This is a genomic window from Actinoallomurus sp. CA-150999, assembly GCF_050942425.1.
Lineage (GTDB): Bacteria > Actinomycetota > Actinomycetes > Streptosporangiales > Streptosporangiaceae > Actinoallomurus.
Map to the genome: position 1 here is coordinate 7,279,398 of NZ_CP192063.1, position 21,138 is coordinate 7,300,535.

At 72.3% G+C, this 21,138-nt stretch carries 18 protein-coding genes; 10 read left to right on the forward strand and 8 right to left on the reverse strand.

The genetic code is table 11. The features are described from left to right. The first annotated feature begins 34 nt into the window (after positions 1 to 34). The 3 genes from ACQP2O_RS33650 to ACQP2O_RS33660 all read left to right on the forward strand — a co-directional run bounded on the left by ACQP2O_RS33650 (position 35) and on the right by ACQP2O_RS33660 (position 2,836). Positions 35 to 880 carry an ABC transporter ATP-binding protein gene (locus tag ACQP2O_RS33650; RefSeq protein WP_433172162.1) on the forward strand — a complete coding sequence of 282 codons (846 nt, stop codon included), beginning with the start codon at positions 35 to 37 and terminating at the stop codon, positions 878 to 880. Then, entirely contained in the window at positions 870 to 1,718 is an 849-nt protein-coding gene (locus tag ACQP2O_RS33655) for an ABC transporter permease (RefSeq protein WP_433172164.1), read from the forward strand. The genes ACQP2O_RS33650 and ACQP2O_RS33655 overlap by 11 nt, the downstream gene beginning before the upstream one ends. Before the next feature lie 62 nt (positions 1,719 to 1,780). Next, complete coding sequence (locus ACQP2O_RS33660) at positions 1,781 to 2,836, forward strand: ABC transporter substrate-binding protein (RefSeq protein WP_433172166.1); 1,056 nt, start codon at positions 1,781 to 1,783, stop codon at positions 2,834 to 2,836. A gap of 52 nt (positions 2,837 to 2,888) precedes the next feature. Here ACQP2O_RS33660 and ACQP2O_RS33665 read toward each other — a convergent pair whose 3' ends face one another. Then, entirely contained in the window at positions 2,889 to 4,310 is a 1,422-nt protein-coding gene (locus tag ACQP2O_RS33665; protein ID WP_433172168.1) for an NAD-dependent succinate-semialdehyde dehydrogenase, read from the reverse strand. 229 nt (positions 4,311 to 4,539) lie between these two features. Between ACQP2O_RS33665 and ACQP2O_RS33670 the strand changes: the two genes are divergently transcribed. From ACQP2O_RS33670 to ACQP2O_RS33680, 3 genes are all read left to right on the forward strand, one after another. Next, positions 4,540 to 5,439 carry a CDP-alcohol phosphatidyltransferase family protein gene (locus ACQP2O_RS33670; protein ID WP_433172170.1) on the forward strand — a complete coding sequence of 300 codons (900 nt, stop codon included), beginning with the start codon at positions 4,540 to 4,542 and terminating at the stop codon, positions 5,437 to 5,439. A 178-nt stretch (positions 5,440 to 5,617) separates the two neighbouring features. Then, positions 5,618 to 6,346, forward strand: a complete 729-nt coding sequence (locus tag ACQP2O_RS33675; protein WP_433172172.1) for a hypothetical protein — start codon at positions 5,618 to 5,620, stop codon at positions 6,344 to 6,346. Further along, positions 6,343 to 7,113 (forward strand): hypothetical protein, encoded by a 771-nt coding sequence (locus ACQP2O_RS33680; protein ID WP_433172174.1) that lies wholly within the window; start codon positions 6,343 to 6,345, stop codon positions 7,111 to 7,113. Before ACQP2O_RS33675 ends, ACQP2O_RS33680 begins: the two co-directional genes overlap by 4 nt. 82 nt (positions 7,114 to 7,195) lie before the next feature. Here the strand turns inward: ACQP2O_RS33680 and ACQP2O_RS33685 are convergent, their stop codons facing one another. Together ACQP2O_RS33685 and ACQP2O_RS33690 are read right to left on the reverse strand one after the other, a co-directional pair. Further along, on the reverse strand, positions 7,196 to 8,266 hold the full coding sequence (locus tag ACQP2O_RS33685; protein WP_433172176.1) for an alpha/beta hydrolase: 1,071 nt from the start codon (positions 8,264 to 8,266) through the stop codon (positions 7,196 to 7,198). A gap of 307 nt (positions 8,267 to 8,573) precedes the next feature. Beyond that, positions 8,574 to 10,040, reverse strand: coding sequence for an alpha/beta hydrolase (locus ACQP2O_RS33690; RefSeq protein WP_433172178.1), 1,467 nt, complete (start codon positions 10,038 to 10,040; stop codon positions 8,574 to 8,576). A 250-nt stretch (positions 10,041 to 10,290) separates the two neighbouring features. On the opposite strand from ACQP2O_RS33690, the gene ACQP2O_RS33695 reads away from it, so the two are divergent. From ACQP2O_RS33695 to ACQP2O_RS33705, 3 genes are all read left to right on the forward strand, one after another. After that, on the forward strand, positions 10,291 to 11,094 hold the full coding sequence (locus ACQP2O_RS33695; protein WP_433172180.1) for a hypothetical protein: 804 nt from the start codon (positions 10,291 to 10,293) through the stop codon (positions 11,092 to 11,094). 69 nt (positions 11,095 to 11,163) lie between these two features. After that, positions 11,164 to 12,573, forward strand: coding sequence for an aldehyde dehydrogenase family protein (locus ACQP2O_RS33700; protein ID WP_433172182.1), 1,410 nt, complete (start codon positions 11,164 to 11,166; stop codon positions 12,571 to 12,573). Between the two features lie 98 nt (positions 12,574 to 12,671). Next, positions 12,672 to 13,394, forward strand: coding sequence for a LysE family translocator (locus ACQP2O_RS33705; RefSeq protein ID WP_433172184.1), 723 nt, complete (start codon positions 12,672 to 12,674; stop codon positions 13,392 to 13,394). Between the two features lie 49 nt (positions 13,395 to 13,443). On the opposite strand, the gene ACQP2O_RS33710 is transcribed toward ACQP2O_RS33705, so the two are convergent. Continuing rightward, complete coding sequence (locus ACQP2O_RS33710) at positions 13,444 to 14,187, reverse strand: SDR family NAD(P)-dependent oxidoreductase (protein WP_433172185.1); 744 nt, start codon at positions 14,185 to 14,187, stop codon at positions 13,444 to 13,446. Positions 14,188 to 14,602: 415 nt separating this feature from the next. Between ACQP2O_RS33710 and ACQP2O_RS33715 the strand changes: the two genes are divergently transcribed. Continuing rightward, positions 14,603 to 15,004 (forward strand): nitroreductase family deazaflavin-dependent oxidoreductase, encoded by a 402-nt coding sequence (locus ACQP2O_RS33715; protein ID WP_433172187.1) that lies wholly within the window; start codon positions 14,603 to 14,605, stop codon positions 15,002 to 15,004. Positions 15,005 to 15,006: 2 nt separating this feature from the next. Here ACQP2O_RS33715 and ACQP2O_RS33720 read toward each other — a convergent pair whose 3' ends face one another. The 4 genes from ACQP2O_RS33720 to ACQP2O_RS33735 all read right to left on the reverse strand — a co-directional run bounded on the left by ACQP2O_RS33720 (position 15,007) and on the right by ACQP2O_RS33735 (position 21,124). Next, positions 15,007 to 15,444 (reverse strand): HNH endonuclease, encoded by a 438-nt coding sequence (locus tag ACQP2O_RS33720; RefSeq protein WP_433172189.1) that lies wholly within the window; start codon positions 15,442 to 15,444, stop codon positions 15,007 to 15,009. A gap of 67 nt (positions 15,445 to 15,511) precedes the next feature. Further along, positions 15,512 to 15,697, reverse strand: coding sequence for a hypothetical protein (locus tag ACQP2O_RS33725; protein WP_433172191.1), 186 nt, complete (start codon positions 15,695 to 15,697; stop codon positions 15,512 to 15,514). A 342-nt stretch (positions 15,698 to 16,039) separates the two neighbouring features. Continuing rightward, on the reverse strand, positions 16,040 to 17,008 hold the full coding sequence (locus ACQP2O_RS33730; RefSeq protein ID WP_433172193.1) for an LLM class F420-dependent oxidoreductase: 969 nt from the start codon (positions 17,006 to 17,008) through the stop codon (positions 16,040 to 16,042). A gap of 33 nt (positions 17,009 to 17,041) precedes the next feature. Then, positions 17,042 to 21,124, reverse strand: coding sequence for a S8 family serine peptidase (locus ACQP2O_RS33735; protein WP_433172195.1), 4,083 nt, complete (start codon positions 21,122 to 21,124; stop codon positions 17,042 to 17,044). Positions 21,125 to 21,138: the final 14 nt, after the last annotated feature.

The following is a 21,138-nucleotide window of genomic DNA, read 5'->3' on the forward strand; positions in this document are numbered from 1 at the left end:
TAACGGCGCGGAAACGCACTCGTAACCTCCGTGCATGCCAACGCAAGCAGAGCCTGACGGCCCCGCGATCGAGCTCCGCGACGCGACCAAGCGTTTCCGCTCATCGTCGGGTGGCGTGCACACCGCCGTTCGCAACCTCGACCTGACCGTACGCGCCGGTGAGTTCGTCGCCGTGGTCGGCCCCACCGGATGCGGCAAGTCGACCACCCTGTCTCTCGTCTCCGGTCTCGAGCCCCCCTCGGCGGGCGAGGTCCTGGTGTACGGCAGCCCGGTCGCCGGCATCCCGGACGGGGTCGGGTACATGTTCCAGACCGACGCCGTGCTGCCCTGGCGCACCGTGCTCGACAACGTCGCCACCGGCCCCCGGTACCGCGGCGTCGGCAAGCGGCACGCCCGGGAACAGGCCCGCGACTGGGTACGCCGGGTCGGCCTGGGCGGGTTCGAGTCCTACTACCCGCACCAGCTGTCCGGCGGCATGCGCAAGCGCGTCGCCCTCGCCCAGACGCTCGTCAACGAGCCCTCGATCCTGCTGATGGACGAGCCGTTCTCCGCGCTCGACGTGCAGACCCGCAGCCTGATGCAGGACGAGCTGCTTCGCCTGTGGACCGGTGACGAGGCCGGTGGGCAGGGCGGCGGCGCCGCCGTCGTCTTCGTCACGCACGACCTGGAAGAGGCGATCGTGCTCGCGGACCGGGTCGCCGTCATGACCGCGAGCCCCGCCACCGTCAAGGCCTCCTTCGAGGTGCCGCTGAAGCGCCCGCGCGACGCCGAGGAGATCCGGCTCACCCCCGAATTCCTCGAGATCTACCGCGAGGTGTGGGAGTCGCTCCGTGAAGAGGTCCAGATCACCCGCGAGAGGGGTGCCGGCAATGCTGCTTGAGCTGGACGACCAGGCGACGGCCGTCGCCCAGGCCCGCGCCGTGGGCCGCCGCCGGTCCTTCACCGTCAACGCCGTACGGGTCCTGCTCGTCGTCGCCGTGCTCGGCTCGTGGGAGCTGGCCGCGACGTACTGGATCGACCCCTTCTACTACTCGAAGCCGAGCGCGATCTGGCACCGCCTCGTCGACTGGTTCACCACCGGCACCTCGCAGGGCTCGATCTGGACGCAGATCGCCTACACCCTGGAAGAGGCCGTGATCGGGTTCGCGCTGGGCAGCGTCGGCGGCGTGATCCTCGGCATCATCCTGGGCCGCAGCCGGTTCCTGTCCGACGTGTGCGCGCCGTTCATCAAGGCCGCCAACGCGATCCCCCGGATCATCCTGGCGTCGCTGTTCGTCATCTGGTTCGGCCTGGGCATGTCCTCGAAGGTCGCCACCGCGTTCATCCTGGTGTTCTTCGCGGTCTTCTTCAACGCCTTCCAGGGCGCCCGCGAGGTGGACCGCAACCTGGTGAACAACGCGCGGATCCTGGGCGCGAGCCGTACCGCCGTCCTGCGGACGATCGTCGTGCCCAGCGCCACCTCCTGGATCCTCGCCTCGCTCCACTCGGCGTTCGGGTTCGCCATCATCGGCGCGATCGTCGGTGAGTACAGCGGCGCGGACAAGGGCCTCGGTCTGCTCATCAACCACGCCCAGGGCACGTTCGACTCGGCCGGCATCTACGCCGGAATGATCATCATCACAGTGATCGCACTGCTCGCCGAGTGGCTCCTCACCCTTCTCGAACGCCGCCTGCTGCGCTGGCGCCCGCCGGCCGTCGGCCACGACGCGCAGATCTGACCGACCCCGCACTCCCGGCCCGCCCCGGATCGGCGTCTTCACGTACCCCTAGGAGAGCTCACATGCGCACCACCACCCGTATCGCCGCGGCGGCGCTCGCCGCCACGACCGCCCTGTCCCTGGCCGCCTGCCGCGACTCGCGCGCCTCCTCCTCCGGAGGCGGCGGGGGCAAGGATGGCGGCACCGTCAAGATCATGGTCGGCGGCATCGACAAGGTGATCTACCTGCCCGCCAAGCTCACCGAGCAGCTCGGCTACTTCAAGCAGGAGGGCCTGAACGTCCAGCTGCTGACCGAGCCCGCGGGCGCCCAGGCCGAGAACGTCATGATCTCGGGCGACGTCCAGGGCGTCGTCGGCTTCTACGACCACGCGATCGACCTGCAGACCAAGGGCAAGTGCGTCGAGAGCGTCGTCCAGCTCGCCGACGTGCCGGGCGAGGTCGAGGTCGTCGCCGCGAACAAGGCCGGGCAGATCAAGTCCCCGGCGGACTTCAAGGGCAAGAAGCTCGGCGTCACCAGCCCCGGCTCCTCGACCGACTTCCTCACGCAGTACCTGGCCACCAAGAACGGCGTGCCGACCTCCGGGTACACCACCGTGAAGGCGGGCGCGGGCCAGACCTTCATCGCCACACTGAAGAACGGCGGCATCGACGCGGGCATGACGACCGACCCGACCGTCGCCAAGCTCACCAGCACCGGCCAGGGCAAGGTCCTGCTCGACATGCGGAACGAGGCGGGCACCAAGGCGGCGCTCGGCGGCCTGTACCCGTCCAGCTCGCTGTACATGAACTGCGACTACGTCAAGAACAACGCGGCGACCGTGCAGAAGCTGGCCAACGCGTTCGTCAAGACGCTCGGCTGGATCAAGGCCCACAAGCCCGCGGAGATCGCCGCGAAGATGCCGGCGGACTACGCCGGCGGTGACCCGAAGCTGTACGAGAAGGCGATCACCGACAGCATCGGCATGTTCACCCCGGACGGCGTCATGTCCGCCGACGGCGCGAAGAACGTGCTGAACGTCCTCGCGCAGTTCTCGCCGAACGTCAAGGGCAAGAAGAACGACATCGACCTGTCCAAGACCTACACGACCGAGTACGTCTCCAAGGCGCCCAAGCAGTGACGACCGTCCGTACGGCCCCGGAACCCGCGTTCCGGGGCCGTCCGGCTTTTCGTCACAGGTCGACGGCGAGGTACTTCAGCTCGACGTAGTCGTCGATGCCCTCGAAACCGCCCTCCCGGCCGATGCCGGACTCCTTCACCCCGCCGAACGGCGCCGCCGGGTTGGACACGAGCCCGCGGTTGATCCCGACCATGCCGCTCTCCAGGGCCTCCCCCACCCGCAGCGCCCGCTTCAGGTCCCGCGTGTAGGCGTAGGCGACCAGGCCCGCCTCGGTGTCGTTGGCCGCGGCGATCATGGACTCCTCGTCGGGGAAGGCGGCGATCGGCGCGACCGGGGCGAAGATCTCCTCCCGCATCACGCGGGCGTCCGTCGGCACGTTGCTCAGCACGGTCGGCGGGTAGAACCAGCCCGGCCCCTCCGGCACCTTCCCGCCCGTACGGAGGGTCGCCCCGCGCTCGACGGCGTCGGCCACGAGGCCGGCGACGCGGTCCCGGGCCCGCTCGTCGACCAGCGGGCCGACCTGGGTGTCGGGGTCGAGTCCAGGGCCGAGCCGCAGCGCGCTGAGCCGCTCGGCGAGCCCGGCCGCGAACTCCTCGGCCACCGCCTCGTGGACGATGAACCGGTTGGCGGCCACGCACGACTCGCCGGTGTTGCGCATCTTGGCCAGCACCGCGCCGTCGAGGGCGGCGTCCAGGTCGGCGTCGTCGAAGACGAGGAAGGGCGCGTTGCCGCCCAGCTCCATCGTCGTCTTGATCACCTTGCTCGCCGCCTGCTCCATCAGCTTCCGGCCGACCGGCGTCGAGCCGGTGAACGAGAGCACGCGCAGCCGGCCGTCCGCGATAAGCGCGTCGGTCACCTCGGGGGCGTGGTTCGTCGGCAGCACGCTCAGGACGCCGTCGGGCAGGCCGGCGTAGGTCAGCAGGCGGCCGAGGGCCAGCGCGGACAGGGGCGTCGCCTCCGCCGGCTTGATGATCATCGTGCAGCCCGCGGCGATCGCCGGGCCGACCTTCCGGGTGACCATCGACAGCGGGAAGTTCCAGGGAGTGACGAGATACGCCGGTCCGATCGGCTGCCGCGTGGTGACGATGCGATAGTCGCCGCCCGGCGCGATCCGGTACTCGCCGCCGACACGCACCGCCTCTTCGGAGAACCACCGCAGGAACTCCGCCGCGTAGACGACCTCGCCCTTGGACTCGGCGAGGGGCCGCCCCATCTCCAGCGTCGTGATCCGCGCGAGCTCGTCGGCACGCTCGTGCATCAGCTCGTACGCCCGGCGGAGGATGTCCGACCGCTCCCGGGGAGCCGTCGCGGCCCAGGACGCCTGAGCGGCCGCCGCGGCGTCGAGCGCGCGTACGGCGGCGTCCGCGTCGGCGTCCGCCACCGAGGCGAAGACCTCGCCGGTGGACGGGTCGGTCACGTCGAAGGTCGCCTTCGCCGTCTCCCACACTCCGCCGATGTACAGCCTGTTCTCCATGCTGATCGCCTCCCACTGCGCACGTTACCCGCCCCGTCACACGCGACCTCCCGCAGGTCGGTCCGGTGCGGTCCGTCCGTTACGGCATTCAGGTGTGACTAAAAGGCCAAGTTTTCGTAAACCTGGGGTAAACCAAGCAACCGCTGGGGGCGTCTCACCCAATACCGATCGAAACACCACGGCCCGTGAATTTCGGGCCGTTCCTCATCGTGACCAAGGGGCCAACTGTATGAAGTTCACGCTCGAAGAGGTGAAGTCCCGGACCTTCAAGGCCCGGGACGCCTGGTGGACCGTGTTCCTTGTGGATCCTCTGGCCGGTCGGCTCGTCGTCGGAACCGCGAACAGGACGTCGATCACACCGAACCAGATCACCTGGGGCGCGCTCTTCCTCGGCCTCGGCTCGGCGGGCTGCTTCCTGATGGCGGACTGGAAGTGGCTGGTGGTGGGCGCCCTGCTCTACCACCTGAGCTTCGTGCTGGACTGCATGGACGGCAAGATCGCCCGGCTCAAGGGCAACGGCACCGTCCTCGGCGGCTGGCTCGACTATGTCTTCGACCGCGTCCGCGTGCTGACCTGCACCCTCGCCCTGATGTGGGGGCAGTACCGCGCGACCGACAAGGAGCTCTACCTTCTCCTCGGCGTCGCGGTCGTCTTCCTCGACATGCTCCGCTACGTCGACGCCCTCCAGGTCGCGAAGGTCCGGCGCCAGATGCGCGGTGAGCTCACCAAGGCGATCGAGGAGACCGCCTCCCACACGCCGGTGTTCGCCGAGGACCTCCTGCGCGAGGACCCCGACCTCGACCCGGACGAGATCAAGGCGCGCACCGCCGAGGTCATCGACCTGCAGCAGGAGTTCCGCTCCCGCTTCGCGTGGTACATCCGCGTCCGCGACTGGCTGCGTGACCACCGCGTCCGTACGCACCTGATCAGCGGCATCGAGTTCCAGATGGCGGTCTTCATCATCGGGCCGCTGGTGAACCAGATCGTCCCGGTCACCATCGGCGCGGCCGCCCTCCTGCTCGTCTTCGAGTTCGCGATCATGTACAAGCTCTGGCTGTCCTCCCGGGACTTCACCCGCGCTCTCGCGGAGATCCAGGACACGGAGTCGCAGCCCGCGCCGGCCGTCTGACCGTCCGGGCGCTCTCTCGCGGACCTTTCGCCCGGTAACGCCGAGGCGTAATCGAAAGCCCGGACCCGGCCGCCTCTCTCGGCGGCCGGGTCCGGGCTTTCGCCGTTTATCCCAAGGAGTTTTGACCTCTTTTATACGGGCACGTGGCGTCTATCACAGCCCACCACCGGAGGCAATCATGTCGACCGCCGCAGTGGCCGTCATCGTGATCGTCGCGGTTCTGGTCATCGCGGCCCTGGGTTTCCTCGCCTCACGGCAGCAGCAGCGACGCCGCCTGCGCGAGAGATTCGGGCCGGAATACGACCGTGCCGTCGAGCGTCATGGCAGCGTCCGCGAGGCCGAGCAGGAGCTCCGCGCCCGCGAGCAGCGTCACCGCGAGCTCCAGATCCACCCCCTCGACCCGCCCGTACGCGACCGGTACCGCGCCGACTGGCTGCGGATGCAGGAGCGCTTCGTGGACTCCCCCCGGAGTGCCGTCGCCGAAGCCGACAACCTTCTCGTCCGCGCGATGAAGGACCGCGGCTACCCGACCGAGGACTACGAGCAGCAGGTCGCCGACCTGTCCGTCGAGCATGGCGGCACGATCGGCCGGTACCGGACGGCACATGACATCCGGGGCCGAGCCGACACCGGTCAGGCGACCACCGAGGATCTGCGCCAGGCCATGGTCCACTACCGCGCCCTGTTCGCGGATCTGCTCGGCGACGGCGAGAGGGACATGGGCCGCGCGTCCGCCGGGGACCGCCGGGTGCCCGCGTCCGGCGACGGGCAGCAGGACCGCGAGCACCCCGAAGACCGCGAGGACGCCGCCCGTACGGCGGCCGAGGACCGGCGCACGTCGACGCCGGCCGGTGGCCACGCGGCGCCCCGGCGTGACACCGAGGTCGCGGAGGGGCGGACACGATGAGCGAACGCCAGGATCGACCCGAGGGGCGCCACGCCCTCCCCACCGACCGCCCCGTGGCCGGGATGCCCTCCGACGACGCCGTCGAGGGCCGCGTCGTCGGCTCCTCCTCCGGAGAACGGACCGGCCGACCCGGCGCCGCCACGGCAGGACCGGCGGAGGGGGCCATCGTCCCGCCGCAGCCCGGCCCGGTGACGGACACCGGCGGACCCGCTCCGCTTCCCCGTCGCACCCGCGAGCGCGACGAGGACGGATCTCCGGGCCGTCCGCCGGGCGGCCGGTCCGGAGCGAGCGCGCCCCGCACGGACGTGCCCGGCGCGGGCGGTCCGGGCGAGGCGCGCACGGCCGGGCCTGGCACGGGCGATCCGAACACGACCCGCCCGGACGGGCCGGGCATGGGCGGTCCGGGCGATGCCCATACGGCGGGGCCGGGAACGGGCAGTCCGGGCGAGGCCCGTACGGCGGGGCCGGGCATGGGCGGTTCGGGCGAGGCTCGCACGGCCGCCGAGCGGCTGCTCGGCCGCGGCGACGCGGCCCGGTTCGACAGCCGCTGGCACGAGGTCAAGGCCGGGTTCGTCGACGATCCCCGCGACTCGGTGCGGCAGGCCCGTTCCCTGTGTGAAGAGGCCGTACGCGCGCTGACCGCCGCCCTCGACGAGCAGCGCCGGAGCCTCGAACAGCGGTGGCAGGGCGACGACGCCGACACCGAGCGCCTGCGCCTCGCGCTGCGGGCCTACGGAGATCTCCTGCAGCGTCTCGTCACGCTCTGAGACCCGGGACCGTGCGGCGGCGGGCGCCTCTGGCGCCCGCCGCTTCGTCATTCACCGGGACGGGGAGCGGTCGCGCGGTCGATCAGGACGGGCGCGGCGCGGACAGGCGGCTGCTCAGCCAGGCGTACGCCTTCGGCAGCATCGAGTTCCAGACCGAGGCGTTGTGGCCGCCCTTGGGCAGGACGTACAGGAAGGCCGTCGTCGGTGCCCGGATGAGCGGCATGATCTGGTCGATCGCCTCGTCGGAATGGCGGTCCTGCCGGGTGCCCGCCAGCAGGAGGCTGATCGGCGGGCGGTGCGTGCGAAGCAGGTCGAGCACGGAGTTCTGAGCGTTCAGGGCGTGGTCGTGCTGGACCTCCGGCGTCTGGGGAACGGCGTCCCCCTGCATGGTGACGGCCGCGCCGAACAGGTCGGGCCGGCGGACCGCCATCTTCGCCGCACAGTAGCCACCGGTGGAGAACCCCATGAGACCCCAGGCGCGGCGATCCGGCTCGGCGCGGAACGCCTTCGTGACCGCCTGGCGCACGTCGTCGGTGAGCCAGGTCTCGACGCGCGGCCCCTTGGGGAAGTCGACGCACTCGGTGTCGCGGCCGTGGATGACCGTCGTCACCGGTGCGACGAGGATGAACGGATGGGAGTGTCCCGCCGCCACCTCCTGCTTGAGGGCGCTCGCGCCGTGGACGGCGTGGAACCAGGTCGAGGGGGTGCCGGGATAACCGGGCAGGAGCTCCACCACGGGATAGGTCTGGTGGGCGTTCGCGGGCGAGTTGTAGCCCGGCGGCACCCAGACCAGGATGCGGGAGCGGATATGGGAGCGTTCGCCGGTCACCGTGGCGCTGTAGACGTCCGGATCGAGCTTGGGAGTGCGGTCGAAGCGCACCGGGCCGCTGCCGATCGCGCCGGGGCCGAGCGCCTCGATCGGCGTGTCCCCGCCCTTGCCGCCGCCGAACAGGTCGCTCCAGGAGGCGTAGAACTCGAAGTAGTGGTTGACGCTGACGCCGCCGACGAGCAGGGCGAACGTCTGGCACATGACGATCATGAAGAGCCGGGCGACGACGGCGAGGCGTCCCTTCACACGGTTCCACAGGTACAGACAGGCCACCGGGCCCCCGATGGCGAACAGGACGGCCACGACGATAAGCGGCCAGCCCATTAGTCCCATGTAGTCCCCCGAAGAACCCGTTCAAGTGAGCAGGCCGAGGTTAAGTCGCACATCACAGCATCGGCTCCTGCTTCATCCCGATTTCGGGCGCTGTTCACGACAAGATCTGCTTCATCAACCTTGCCCTAAGCTTCATAAACCTTTCACTAACCTTTTCCAGGCGTCCCGACCTCTCTCGGCCGAAGCGGCCGGGCCACGGCCTTCCGCCGAACGCCTCCGGCGTCCACCATCCTCCCTGAGGGATGTCGAAGGGACCGGTCGAACGAACGATCCGGCCCCTCACGACGTCGCGGGGCGGTCAGCCGCCGAGGAACGCGATCACCGCGTCCCGTCCGGCGTGCCCGCGCTCGCGGTTCTGGATCGAGTGCGAGGCGCCCTTGACGACGACGACCCTGCCGTTCGGCGCGTGCGTCGCCTCCTCGTACGCCCACTCCAGCGGGGTGGACAGGTCGTGGTCGCCGTTCACCAGCAGCACGGGCACGTTCGGCAGCCGGGCCGGCGGCTCCGCGGCCGGGCGCGACCGCCAGCGCAGGCACTCCTGGGTGAAGCCGCTCCCCGCCGAGGTCGCCCGCGTGTACGGCCAGACGCTGCGCGGGTCGGTGTGCCGCAGGAACCGGTCGAGCGCGGTCTGCCGGGTGGCCAGGGGCGCGTCGGACCGGCCCCACGGGAAGACACTGTCGGAGCAGAACGTGTCGATGTGCAGCCCTGAACTGTACGAGGCCACCGGGTCCCCGCCGGGCGCCATGTCGGTGATGATCGCGTCAAGCCGGGCCGGGTCGCCCTGCCGGGCCGCCCGCAGCGCGCCGACCAGGTCGCCGTGGCCGGCGGGCAGACCCGGTGGGTTCGGGTCGCGGTACGTCGGGTCCAGGAACTCGTACGACACGATGGCGTCGAAGATCTTCACGCCGTCCGCGGCCGGGCGGTGCCGAACCACCCACGCCAGGTCCTCGGCCGGGTCCGACGGGCAGGCGGGCGCGGTCGCGCAAGCGTCGCGCAGCACGCGCGCCTGCGCGTGCAGACCGACGAAGTACAGACCGTCGTCGGCCTGCGGGTCGACGTGCGGCAGCACCGAGTCGAGGACGACCTTGCCGACGTGCGACGGGTGGACGGCGGCGTAGCGGGCTGCGGTGAACGACCCGTACGAGACGCCGTCGACGACCATCTTGTCGACACCGAGCGCCCGCCGAAGCGCCTCATAGTCCGCGACGGTCTGCTCGGTGCTGTAGAGGCCGCGCCGGTCGCCGAGGACGTCGGAGCACTCCTTGATCGCGGCGGGGGTGGGCGCGGCGATGTCGGAGCTGCCGACCTGGGCCTGAAGCTGCGGGCAGTTGATCGCGCCGAACTCCCCCGTGCCCCGCTGGTCCAGCAGGACGAACCGGTAGTCGTTGGCCAGCTCGGGCAGGCGTTGCTTGGCGATCCGGGTGGCGAACGGCACGCCGGGCTGGCCGGGGCCGCCGGTGAGGAACAGCAGGACGCCCTTGGGCGCCGTGGCGTTGTCGGCGGTGGCGACCTGAAGGTCGAGCGTGCCGGGCACCCTGCCACGGTGGTCGAGCGGCACCTGGAGGGTGGAGCACGTGAATCCGGGCTGGTCCTTGCACGGGTGCGGATCGGTGAGCCTCGGGCGGGCGGCCACGGCCGAGGCGGCCGCCCCGGCGGGATGTGCGGCGTCGGCGGAGGGTGGGGGCGTGCTGCCGGCGGCGGCCGGGCCGCCGAGGGCGGCCACGGCGGCGGCGCCGACCGCGGTGACGAGTAGTCGTGATCGCATGAGCGGATTCTGACGACCCGGAGCGCAGAGGAACATCCTCCACGCGCCGGTTGACGCTTCTCTGACCTCTCGTGGCCACCGGGTGCGCCGCGCCGCCGTCCCAGGCGTCTCCATCGCGGCAGGTCTCCACCCACCCGTGTCAACCGACCACCGTGACCGCGCCATGACTGGCCCAAGTGGCGCGCGGCCACGAGGCCGGCCCCGGAGCGTACGGCTAGCGTCTGACGCCATCACCATCAGGGGGGACGTCATGCGCTCTTTCGCGATCACCGCACTCTTCGGAACCGGCCTGCTCGGCCTCGCGCCGCAGGCCCTGGCCGCGTCGCACGCCCGGCCGGGGGATCCGCAGCCGCTACCGGCCCAGGCCGCCGACGTACGGCCGGGCGAACCGCCCATCCGGTCGACCGCCCAGAACGCCGTGCACTCGCGACCGGCCGAAACGCAGCCGATCCGGTCGACCGCTCCGAACGCCGTGCACTCGCCGCCGGTGGACGCGCAGACCGGCAAGCCGGATGTGCGGAACATCGTCCACGTCCAGACCGAGGACCAGCAGGCCGGCCGGCCCGGCGCGCAGCACGTCATCCACGTCCGGCCGGTGCACGCGCAGCCCGCCCGGCCCCAGAGCCCCTTCCACGGCCGGCCGGGCGACCCGCAGCCGCCGCAGCAGCAGCCGCAGCCGGACCGCCCGTCGTACGCGATGCACATGACGGGTCAGGCCGAGCATTGGCAGGTCTCGCCGGGTCAGCTGGAGACCGTGCGCTGGACCCTCACCAACAACGGCAACCGGCCGCTGGACCACGTGATGCTGGTCGCCGCGATACCGGAAGGGTGGGGCGTCCGGGAGGGACAGGGCTGCGCGCGTCACGGCGAGTACCTGGGGTGCGACCTCGGGTCGCTGGCGCCGGGACGCAGCGCCGCCATCCTCGTGCCGCTCGTCGCGCAGGGACGGCCGGGCGCCGTGCGGCTGGCCGCCTGGTCGCGGGCGACGGCGGGTTCGCTGAGCATTCCGGGGCCGACGACGTCGTTCCGCGTCGAGGTCGTCGGGCGCAAGTAGGTTCTGGCCAAGACGGACCTCCTGGGGCCAGACTGAACGCTATTCGGTTTGACGTCCCCAGGAGGTACCGTGCCCGACTTCACGATGACCATCGGCGGCACGGCCGTGGAGACCACGGCCACGTTCGACGTGATCGATCCGGCGACCGGATCGCCGCACGCCGCCGCGCCGGACTGCTCGCGGGCCCAGCTCGACGCGGCGTTCGACGCGGCGGCCTCGGCGTACCCGGCGTGGCGGTCCGATGAGGCCGCCCGGCGCACGGCGCTGAAGGCCGCGGCCGACGTCCTGATGGCGGCGGCGGGAGGCGACCTGGCCGCGACCCTGACGGCCGAGCAGGGCAAACCCCTCCAGGACGCCCGGATCGAGCTCATGGGCGCCGCCATCTGGCTCCGGTACTTCGCCGACCTGGAGATCCCGCGCGAGGTCATCCAGGACGACGACCGGGCCAAGGTGGAGGTCGTACGCCGCCCGCTCGGCGTCGTCGCGGCGATCACCCCCTGGAACTTCCCGCTCGTCCTCGCCGCCTGGAAGATCGCCCCGGCGCTCCTGGCCGGGAACACCCTCGTCCTCAAGCCGTCCCCGTACACGCCGCTGGCCACGCTCAAGGTCGGCGAACTGCTCCGTGACGTCCTGCCGCCGGGCGTGCTGAACGTCGTCAGCGGCGGCGACGACCTCGGCGCGTGGATGACCTCCCACCCCGTACCGCGCAAGATCAGCTTCACCGGGTCGATCGAGACGGGCAAGAAGGTCGCCGCCGCCGCGGCCCCCGACCTCAAGCGGACCACCCTCGAACTCGGCGGCAACGACCCCGCCATCGTGCTCGACGACGCCGACCCCGCGACGGTGGCCGCCAAGGTCTTCGACCAGGCCTTCGCCAACAACGGCCAGGTCTGCTCGGCCATCAAGCGGGTGTACGTCCCGGACCGGCTGTACGACGACGTCGTCGAGGCGCTCGCCGCCAAGGCGCGGTCGGTCAAGGTCGGCAACGGCCTCGAGGAGGGCGTGCAGTACGGCCCGATCAACAACCGGCCGCAGTACGAGCGGGTCAGCGCGCTGGTCGCCGACGCGCTCGCCAAGGGGGCGAAGGCGGCCGCCGGCGGCGGCCCGATCGACGGCCCCGGCTACTTCTTCGCGCCGACGATCCTGACGGACGTCGCCGAGGGCGTCCGGATCGTCGACGAGGAGCAGTTCGGACCCGCGCTCCCCGTGCTCCGCTACAGCGACGTCGACGACGCGGTGGCCCGCGCGAACGCCACGAACTTCGGCCTGTCCGGCTCCGTCTGGGGGACCGACGCCGACCGCGCCGCCGAGGTCGCCGAGCGCCTGGAGTGCGGCACCGCGTGGGTGAACACCCACCTCGCGCTCGCGCCGCACCAGCCGTTCGGCGGGTTCAAGTGGAGCGGCATCGGGGTCGAGAACGGCACCTGGGGCCTCACCGGCTTCACCGAGATCCAGGTCGTGCACCGTTCCAAGCGCTAACGCTCCCCGGTGGCCGGGTCATGCGGCGTTCGTCACCCTCACCACGAAGACCGGGAAAGTGCCGAACTGAGCATGACCCGACCACCTACGATGAGCCAGTGCCCGAACTGTTGTTCCCCTTCCTGGGGGTCGTCGCGCTCCTCACCGTGACTCCCGGCCCGGACATGCTCCTGGTCGTCCGCAACGGCCTGAGCGCCGGCAGCCGCGCGGCCTGGCTGACCGGCCTCGGCTGCTGCCTGGGCATCTCGATCCACGCCACGGCCGCGGTGCTCGGGCTGTCGGCGATCCTCGCGGCGTCCGCGACCGCGTACACGGTGGTGAAGCTGGCCGGCGCGGCGTACCTCGCGTACCTGGGCATCCGCATGCTCATCTCGGCCCTCATGTCCATCGACGGCGAAGAGGACGCCGACGCCGTATCCGCGACGGGGGCGCCGTCGATTCCGGTGGCCGCGACGGCGACGCACGGCGACGGGGAGGGCCTGGCCGCGCCGGCGGTCGGCGTGCAGACCGCGTCGCGCACCGCTGCGGCGGTGTTCCGGCAGGGGTTGATCACCAACCTGCTCAACCCGAAGATCGCGCTGCTGTTCCTCACCCTGCTGCCGCAGTTCGTGGCGCACGACGAGCCGCGTCTGCGCACGACCGTCGTCCTCGCGGCCATCTTCCTCTGCGTCGCGGTGGCGTGGTGGCGGACCTTCTCCCTCGCGATCGGGCCGATCTCGCGGGTGCTGCGCGGTGGCCGCGCCCGTCGCCTCCTCGACGGCCTCGCCGGCTCGGCCCTGCTCGCCATCAGCGCCGTGGTCGCCCTCGACGGCGATCGTTAGGGCCCGTCTCTCCCACGACGCCGCGACGGCTCTCTGCCCGCCGCCGACCCTACGGTCTCCCCGGCAGCACCTGGGCTCCGCCGTCCACCACGATGTGCGCGGCGGCGACGGCCTGGAACGCCCCGTCGGTGACCGAGGCGATGACTTTGGCGACGTCCTCGGGGAGGAGCACGCGTCCGAGGACCGATCTGTCGCCCAGCGCCGCTGTGGCCTCGGGTGTCAGGACGTCCCTGGTGGCGTCGGTGCGCACCGCGCCGGGTGCGACGATGTTGACCGCGATCCCGCTGTCACGGGCTTCGGCGGCGACATGGCGGGCGAAGACGTTGAGCGCCGCCTTCGCCGTCGCATGCGCGATGGAGCCCCTCCGGACATGGTCGGCGCTGACACTGGAGACGTACACGATCCGGCCGCCGCCCTGCCCCCGCATGACGTCGAGCGCCGTCTTGGTGACGTGGAAGACGGCGGCGAGCTCAGCCATCACCTTGCCCGAGAACGCATCCCACGACATGCGGCTGAGCGGGGCGAAGGGCGGCTGGATGTTCGCGTTGCACACGAGGACGTCGAGCCGCCCGCGCTCGTCGACCAACCGGGCCGCCTGGGCCGGATCGCATACGTCGGCCTGGACGGCCTGCGCCGTGCCCCCGGCCGCCTCGACGTCCTTCACCACCCGCTGGGCGGCCGCCTCGTCGCTCCGGTAATTGACGATCACGTGATGGCCGCGCGTCCCGAACTCCCGGGCCGTGGCGGCGCCGATGCCCCGGCTCGCACCGGTGATGAGAGCGACCTGTCGCATGTCGGGCCTCCAAGGTGATCCGCGGCCGTCGGGCACGCCTCACCCTAGAGAGGACGGCCATTGATCGATCCGCGCGACGCGCCCGGGGTCAATCGGTCACCGGAGGACGCTGACGCGGGTTGCAATTTACTGTCAGGCCGAACGCCCTTTCCGGTCGGTTCCGTTGGCGCTAGGTTCACTCTGCCCTCGGTCGCACGGCCGGTGTCCTTCCAGTGATCCCCTTGCGATCCGGCTTCGTGGCCGCGGCGCGCCGGGGAGGGACGGCGAGGCAATCGCGTCGCCGTCCCTCCCGACGGCGCGGCAGGGAGCGCCTCGTCGACGGCCCGCCTCCTCACCTCGTACCCCCGGCCCGGAATATCCGCGCCGGCGAGTCGTTCTGCTCGAAGAGGCACACGACCTGAGGGTGTGATTCACGATGCTCTTCGGCGAAGAACACGTACGGCGCTACGTCGAGACCGATGGCGCGGAGGGTCATGACTGGCGGGGCACCGTGACCCTGCTGCTGACCACCACCGGCCGCAAGACCGGCAAGCAGCACACCACGCCGCTGATCTACCAGAAGAACGGCGACGACTACCTCGTCGTCGCGTCGAAGGGCGGTGCGGACGAGCCACCGCTGTGGTACCTCAACCTCGAGGCCCATCCGGAGGTGGGCGTGCAGGTGCACGGTGACAGGTTCACCGCGCGCGCCCGCACGGCCACCCCGGAGGAGAAGCCGGACCTGTGGCGGCGGATGGCCGCCACCTGGCCCGCCTACGACGACTACCAGAAGAAGACCTCACGGGAGATCCCCGTGGTCGTCCTCGAACGCGTCTGAGGTCACGGCAGCAGTTCGTTCCAGTGGGGGATACGCGGCTCGACCAGCAGCCGCATCCCCGCCTCGTCGGGCGTGCGGTCCCGTTTGCGGTTGTTGCAGGGACCGCACGCCAGGACGGTGTTCTCCCACGTCGACCCGCCGCCGCGAGACTGCGGCAGGATGTGGTCGACCGTGCTCCCCCGCCCACCGCAGTAGGCGCACAGCCCGCGGTCGCGGCGCCGGAGCCCCCGTTTGCCCCACGCCGGGCGGTGCCCGTGACGCCACCGCATGGTGACGTAGCGGACCAGCCGCAGCACCCGCGGTAACGGGAAGTGCCCGATCCGCCGGCCTTCGACGGCCTCCTCCACCACCGCGACGCCCCGCACGAGCATCCGCACCGCGTGCCGCACGTCGACGTTCTGGAGGGGCTCGTAGGACGCGTTCAGAACGAGTACGCTCACCGAAATCCCCTATCGAACAAAAAGGCCGCTCCCGGAATCCGGAGGCGGCCGAAGGTGAACCAGGGCGTCATTCGCCCTGGCGGCGGTCTCCGTCCGCAATTCGATCGCGCCCCCGGTGTTCGGCCGGACCGTACTCCACCGGGTCACCGCAGGCCTGCACCTGGGTGGACACGCGTGAGCGCCACTCCGGCGGTGTGAGCGCCGCCGGCGCGTCGCTCGGCGTCTCGTCCGCCGGCTCGATCGGGTGTAGCACTGCCTCCTCCTTTCTTCCCCGAAATCGGGAATAGAATGAATCAACCGTCGCACCGTAGGCAACGCCTTTTTCGGAATATCCCACGGGACGCGGCCCCCGACAATGGCCGGCGCCGGGCCTCGGCGGCCGGAGCCCGCTGACGCCGGCCGCGGCCGCCGACGTCGGGTCGGCCCAGGGCCGTCGCCGTCGGCGCCCGCGACATCGACGAGGTCGCCGTGGAGGGCGACGCCGTCGACACCCTGCCCCGCCGACGGCCGCCCCCAGGCCCGCACGAAGCCGCCGGCATCGCGATCCGCGTCGATCTCGAGCGGCCCGTGCCGTCCGGCCGACGGTTCGGCCGCGTTACCCGACGAGCTCCCGGATCGCCGTGAGCGTGCGCTCGCCCCCGGGGTCGGCGCCCGTCGCGGGCGCCACCGCCACCTCGTCCACGCCTACGTCGGCGTACTCCCGCAGCCGCGACCGCACCTCGTCGGCACCGCCGACCAGGCCGACCCGGCCCGCGACGTCGAACGGCAGCGCGGTCAGCAGTTCCTTCGGCTCGGCTCCCCCTCGTGCGAGGGCGACCGCGTCGCCCAGGCCGGCGCCTTCGAACGCCTCGGCGTAACCCGGCAGCCGGAGATAGGGGACGATGCTCCACATCAGCTGCGCGTACGACTCGGGCGTCGGATCCACCGCGGCGGGCAGCCACGCCACCAGCCGTGGCGCCGGGCGGCCGGCCTTCTTCGCCGCCGCGTCCAGCCTCGCCCGCAGGTCGCCGGCGACGCTCGGCGCGACCATGTCGATCAGCATCCGGTCCGCGTGCTCCGCGGCCGTCCGTACGGCCCGGTCGCCGAAGGCCGCCACGCTGAGCGGCCCCTGGGGCGGCGCCAGCCTGAGCCGGAAGCCGTGGGTGTGCACGGCCTTGCCGTCCAGGTCGACCCGCTCGCCCGCCAGCAGCCCGCGGACCGCCTGGGCGCTCTCGTCAAGGACGGTGGCGGACCGCTCCCGCGAGCGGCCGTGCCACTGCTCGACCACGCGAGGGCTCGACGTACCGAGCGCCACCCCGATCCGCCTGCGGGTGAGCGCGGCGACCGAGGAGGCCCCCATCGCGATCATGACCGGGTCGCGGACGGCGACGGGGAGCGGGCCGACCGTCATCGCGATCTGGTCGGTGGCCAGGCCGATCGCCGACGCCAGGGCGAAGGCGTCCCAGGTGTCGGTCTCGCCGATCCACAGCTCCCGGAACCGCAGCCGGTCCGCGATCGCCGCGGTGTGCAGGGCCTCCTCCGGGGGGCGGTCGGGCCAGTTTCCAATGACGACACTGAAGTCCATGTGGTCATCGAAGCAGACCCGGCCGCGTCCCTCTCACAGTCGCAGGCGATGGACCCCGCCCTGTTCGGTGCCGGCGAAAAGCCACGTGCCGTCCGGGCCGACGGCCAGGCTGAGCACGGAGGTGTTCTGCAGGCCGGCCGAGACGCTGGTCCAGGTCCGTCCGCCGTCGGCCGAGCGGAGCACGCCCCGGCCGCCGAGCCGCAGGCCGTCGGCCCAGTGCGCGGACGTTCCGGCGTAGAGCACGTCGGGGTCGCGCGGCGACGTCACGAGGGCGGAGACCCGCATGGTCAGCGGACCGGCGGCACCCGTACGGAACGTACGGCCGCCGTCGGTGCTGATGCGCAGCGTCACACCGCCGACGACGATCCGCCGGGGGCGGCGGGGGTCGATCGTGATCGCCGACACCGCGCCGTCGGCGACCTTGGTGAGGTGCGCGCCGCCGTCATCGGAACGGTAGAGGGCGTCCGGCGTGCCGATCCAGACGCGGTCCGGGTCACGCGGGTCGCCGGCCAGCGCCTCGACCCGCCCGCTCACGGGGTACCGGCGCCAGGTCCGGCCCTCGTCGCGGGTGACGTACAGCCCGCTGCCGTCGACCGAGGTGAACCCGAGGATGAGCGTCCGGCGATCGGCGGGGTGTGCCAGCAGCGTGGTAGGCGTCTCCGCCTCCTTTGCCACCTCCGACCAGGTGACACCGCCGTCGGCGGAGCGGGACAGGTGGAGCCCGCCGAACGCGTCGGCGCGCGTCTTCCAGACCACCCGCGGGTCCGCCGGCGAGACCGCGAGGCCGCTGACCACCGCCCCGGTGACCCCCTCCGAGCCGTTGGCGCCCCACTCCGGCGCCGGGTCGTTCCCGGTCGGCAGCGCGGTCAGCCGCGTGTCGGTGTCCGTGCCCGCGACGAGTGCCTCGCTGCCGTCGGCCCGCCGGCTCACCCCCAGCGCGTACACGGAGGTGCCCTGCACGCCGATCCGGTCGTAGCGCGCGCCGGCGTCCCTGGTCGAGTACAGGCCGCCGCCGGGCGCCGACACCACCGTGGCGTCCCCGAGCCTGCCGAAGTCGACGTCGACCGGCCCGCGAGCCGGCTTGGGCAGCACGGTCCATGCGGCGCCGTGATCGCGCCCGGCGAAGTCCCGCGTGGTGCCGCCCACGTACACGGTGCCGTCGGCGATCCGCACGGAGACCCCGTAGCCGCTCGGCATGCGGTAGAGCTCCCGCCAGGTGCGCCCGCCGTCGCCCGACCCGTGGACGACACCCTTCGTGGTGACCGTGACCAGCAGCTTCGGGTCGGCCGCGACCCCGATGGGGGCATCTCCGCCGTCCGGCTGGAGCACCCTCGTGGCGGGAGCGAGGTCGTCGCCGGTCACGTCGCGGACCACCCAGACGCCGTCGTAGGCGCTCAGGTAGAGGTCGCCCCCGGCGAGGGTGGCGCCGTTCACGCCCGCGGGAACGGCCGCCGGATGAGTCGTCCAGTGCCGTCCGCCGTCGCCGCTGGTCACGATCCCGCCGTCGGTGACCGCGACCAGGGCGTCGCCGTCGCCGACGAACGCGTTCAGGTGGACGTCGGGGAACGGCAGCGTCCGCCAGGTCAGCCCGGCGTCGTCGCTGGCCAGCACCTTGCCCTCGTACGTCGGGTCGAACGCGACCGGAGAGGAGGCGTAGGGCCTGCCGTTCAGGCCGTACACCATCCGGCGGGCGTCGTGTGAGTCGACGATGACGGTGCCCGTGCCGCCCGCGACGGGGAGTCGCCCGAGCTGACGCCACCGTCGGCCGCGGTCGGTGGTGAGCCAGACGCCCGCCTTGCCGTCCTGGGTCATCACCACCTGGTCCGGCGCGGCCGGTGACGTCGCCAGCAGGCCGGCCTCGGCGTTCGGCCCGGCTGCCTGCCAGCCCCCGCCGGCCGCCGCGGGCGGGACGACCTCGAAGGTGCCGGCGCCCCACAGCGCCCGCCCGCCGCTCGTGGCGGCGCGGGCCTCCACCTGGTAGATCCCGGCCGCGCTTCCGGTCACGGACGCGCGGTACCAGCGGTCGTGGTCGAGCGTCGTGGTCACGTCGGTGCGCCGCCCGCCGGGGGCGGTCACCGTGACGACCGGCGGACCGGATGTGGCGGCCGGGGCGTACACGAAGACCTGGGCGTGCCCGTCGCCCGGGTCCGGGGTCGTGTGCACCAGCAGCGGTCGCAGGGCGAGCAGGTACGGCACCCGCAGCCGGCCGCCGACCGTCAGCCAGCCGCTGACGTCGGCGTCGGCGCGCGGCCGTCCGGCCGTCGCGGTGAGGGTGACGGTCGCCGTGCGGCCGGCCCGTACGGTGACGCGGCTCGGGCTGACCCGGACCCGGCCGGGGCTGCCGGCCGCGGCGGTGACGCCGAGCCGCGCACTGAACGCGGTGCGCCCGTGGTTGGTCAGCCGGACCGTGGTCGCCGCCGTCGTGGTCCGGTCGCGCAGGTCGGCCAGGCCGAAGGAGACCGTGGGCGGCTGTGCGGTGACGGTCGCGTCCGCCGCCGCCGACACGTCGAGCCGGCCCGCGCCCTGCGTCAGCGGACCGGTGCCGGCCAGGCCCCGGGCCGTGCCGACGAGCGTCCCGGCGACGTCCGCGGTGCCGAGCTGGCGCAGCAGCGCGGCCGCCCCGGCCACGTGCGGCGACGCCATGCTCGTGCCGGACATGCGGTACTCACCCGGCTCCCAGAGGCTCTTCGGCACGCTCGACCGGATCTCGACGCCCGGTGCCACGATGTCCGGCTTGAGGGTGTACCGGGCGGTCGGGCCGCGTGAGCTGAAGCCGGCGATCTGGTCGGTGACGTCCTTGCCCGTGATGGTGATCCGTACCTTGCCGCGAGCGGCCTCCGCGCCGAGTGCCGCCCACTGGGTCTGGTCGACGCCCAGCACGACGATCCGGTCCATACGGAAGTCATCGCCGGAGGCGAGAGTCGAGGGGACGGCCGGCTGGACGCCGGCCCGGCCGGTGAACGACACACCGCCGGAGCCGGTCGTGTACAGCAGGGCGCCGATCGCGCCCCGTCTCTCGGCCTCCCGCGCCCGCTGGACGTCGGCCCAGAGGGGATGGTCGGCGGAGCCGTCGTAGGCGACGATCCTGCCGCGCACGTCGCCGGCCTTGTCGAAGTCGGCCGGTTGCCCCTCACCGACGTCGACGAGCGTGCCGGTGAGCGGCTTCGCGGGCGGATTCGCCGAGTAGACGGCACGGGTCGCCTGCAGTTCCTCGCCGGTGCGGGTGAGCCGGGCGACGGGCGTCTTGACGCCGCTGAAGGAGGCGCCGACGGCGATCACGCCGTCGGCGGCGGCCGGGGTGCCGACCGTCATCGCGCCCGGCCCGGCGTTGCCCGCCGCGGCGACCACGACCACCCCGGATCGGGCGGCGCGGGTCGCGGCCTGGCCGAGCGGGTCGGTGCCGTCGCCGGAGGCCCCGAGGCTCAGGTTGACGACGTCGGCGCGGTGCGGGTTGGCCGGATCGACGGCGGCCTCCAGGCCCGCGAGGACGTCGGACTCGTAGCCGTTTCCGTCGGCGTTCAGCACCTTGTACGCGGTGATCGAGGCGCCTGGGGCGGTCCGGGCGATGATGCCGGCGACGTGCGTGCCGTGCGCGTTGTCGTCCGCCGGGTCGTCGTCGTTGTTGACGAAGTCGTGTCCGCCGACGACGCGGCCGGCCAGGTCGGCGTGGCCCGCGTCGACACCGCTGTCGACGACGGCCACGGTGACGCCCGCGCCGGTGACCTTGCGGCCCTGCCGGTCCTTCCGCCGCCATACGTCGGGAGCGCCGATGAGCGCGATGTTCTCGTCGGTCGCGGCCTTCACCGGCAGGTCGGGGTACACGGCCCGTACGCCGGGCAGGGTGCGCAGGCGGCCGACCTGGTCGGCGGGAACGCTCGCGGCCACCGCGTCGACGAGCCGGGAGAAACGTCGCGACGTCCGCAGCGTGACCCCGGCGGCGGCGGCCCGCGCCCGTACGTCCGAGCCGTCGGCGCGTGCGCCCGATGCGGCGGCGAGTTCGACGATGACCCGCTGGTCGGCCCGCTTCGCGGCATGGGCGGTCCCGCCGAGTACGGGAAGGAGCGCGGCCAGCACCGCCGCGGCCGTGGCCGATCGCCACCCTCGAATCTTGATCACCGGCTCAATGTGAC

Excerpts from the sequence above, each read along its gene's own strand:
- ACQP2O_RS33650 (WP_433172162.1), top strand. The coding sequence starts at position 35 with ATGCCAACGCAAGCAGAGCCTGACGGCCCCGCGATCGAGCTCCGCGAC.
- ACQP2O_RS33655 (WP_433172164.1), top strand. The coding sequence starts at position 870 with ATGCTGCTTGAGCTGGACGACCAGGCGACGGCCGTCGCCCAGGCCCGC.
- ACQP2O_RS33660 (WP_433172166.1), top strand. The coding sequence starts at position 1,781 with ATGCGCACCACCACCCGTATCGCCGCGGCGGCGCTCGCCGCCACGACC.
- ACQP2O_RS33665 (WP_433172168.1), bottom strand. The coding sequence starts at position 4,310 with ATGGAGAACAGGCTGTACATCGGCGGAGTGTGGGAGACGGCGAAGGCG.
- ACQP2O_RS33670 (WP_433172170.1), top strand. The coding sequence starts at position 4,540 with ATGAAGTTCACGCTCGAAGAGGTGAAGTCCCGGACCTTCAAGGCCCGG.
- ACQP2O_RS33675 (WP_433172172.1), top strand. The coding sequence starts at position 5,618 with ATGTCGACCGCCGCAGTGGCCGTCATCGTGATCGTCGCGGTTCTGGTC.
- ACQP2O_RS33680 (WP_433172174.1), top strand. The coding sequence starts at position 6,343 with ATGAGCGAACGCCAGGATCGACCCGAGGGGCGCCACGCCCTCCCCACC.
- ACQP2O_RS33685 (WP_433172176.1), bottom strand. The coding sequence starts at position 8,266 with ATGGGCTGGCCGCTTATCGTCGTGGCCGTCCTGTTCGCCATCGGGGGC.
- ACQP2O_RS33690 (WP_433172178.1), bottom strand. The coding sequence starts at position 10,040 with ATGCGATCACGACTACTCGTCACCGCGGTCGGCGCCGCCGCCGTGGCC.
- ACQP2O_RS33695 (WP_433172180.1), top strand. The coding sequence starts at position 10,291 with ATGCGCTCTTTCGCGATCACCGCACTCTTCGGAACCGGCCTGCTCGGC.
- ACQP2O_RS33710 (WP_433172185.1), bottom strand. The coding sequence starts at position 14,187 with ATGCGACAGGTCGCTCTCATCACCGGTGCGAGCCGGGGCATCGGCGCC.
- ACQP2O_RS33715 (WP_433172187.1), top strand. The coding sequence starts at position 14,603 with ATGCTCTTCGGCGAAGAACACGTACGGCGCTACGTCGAGACCGATGGC.
- ACQP2O_RS33730 (WP_433172193.1), bottom strand. The coding sequence starts at position 17,008 with ATGGACTTCAGTGTCGTCATTGGAAACTGGCCCGACCGCCCCCCGGAG.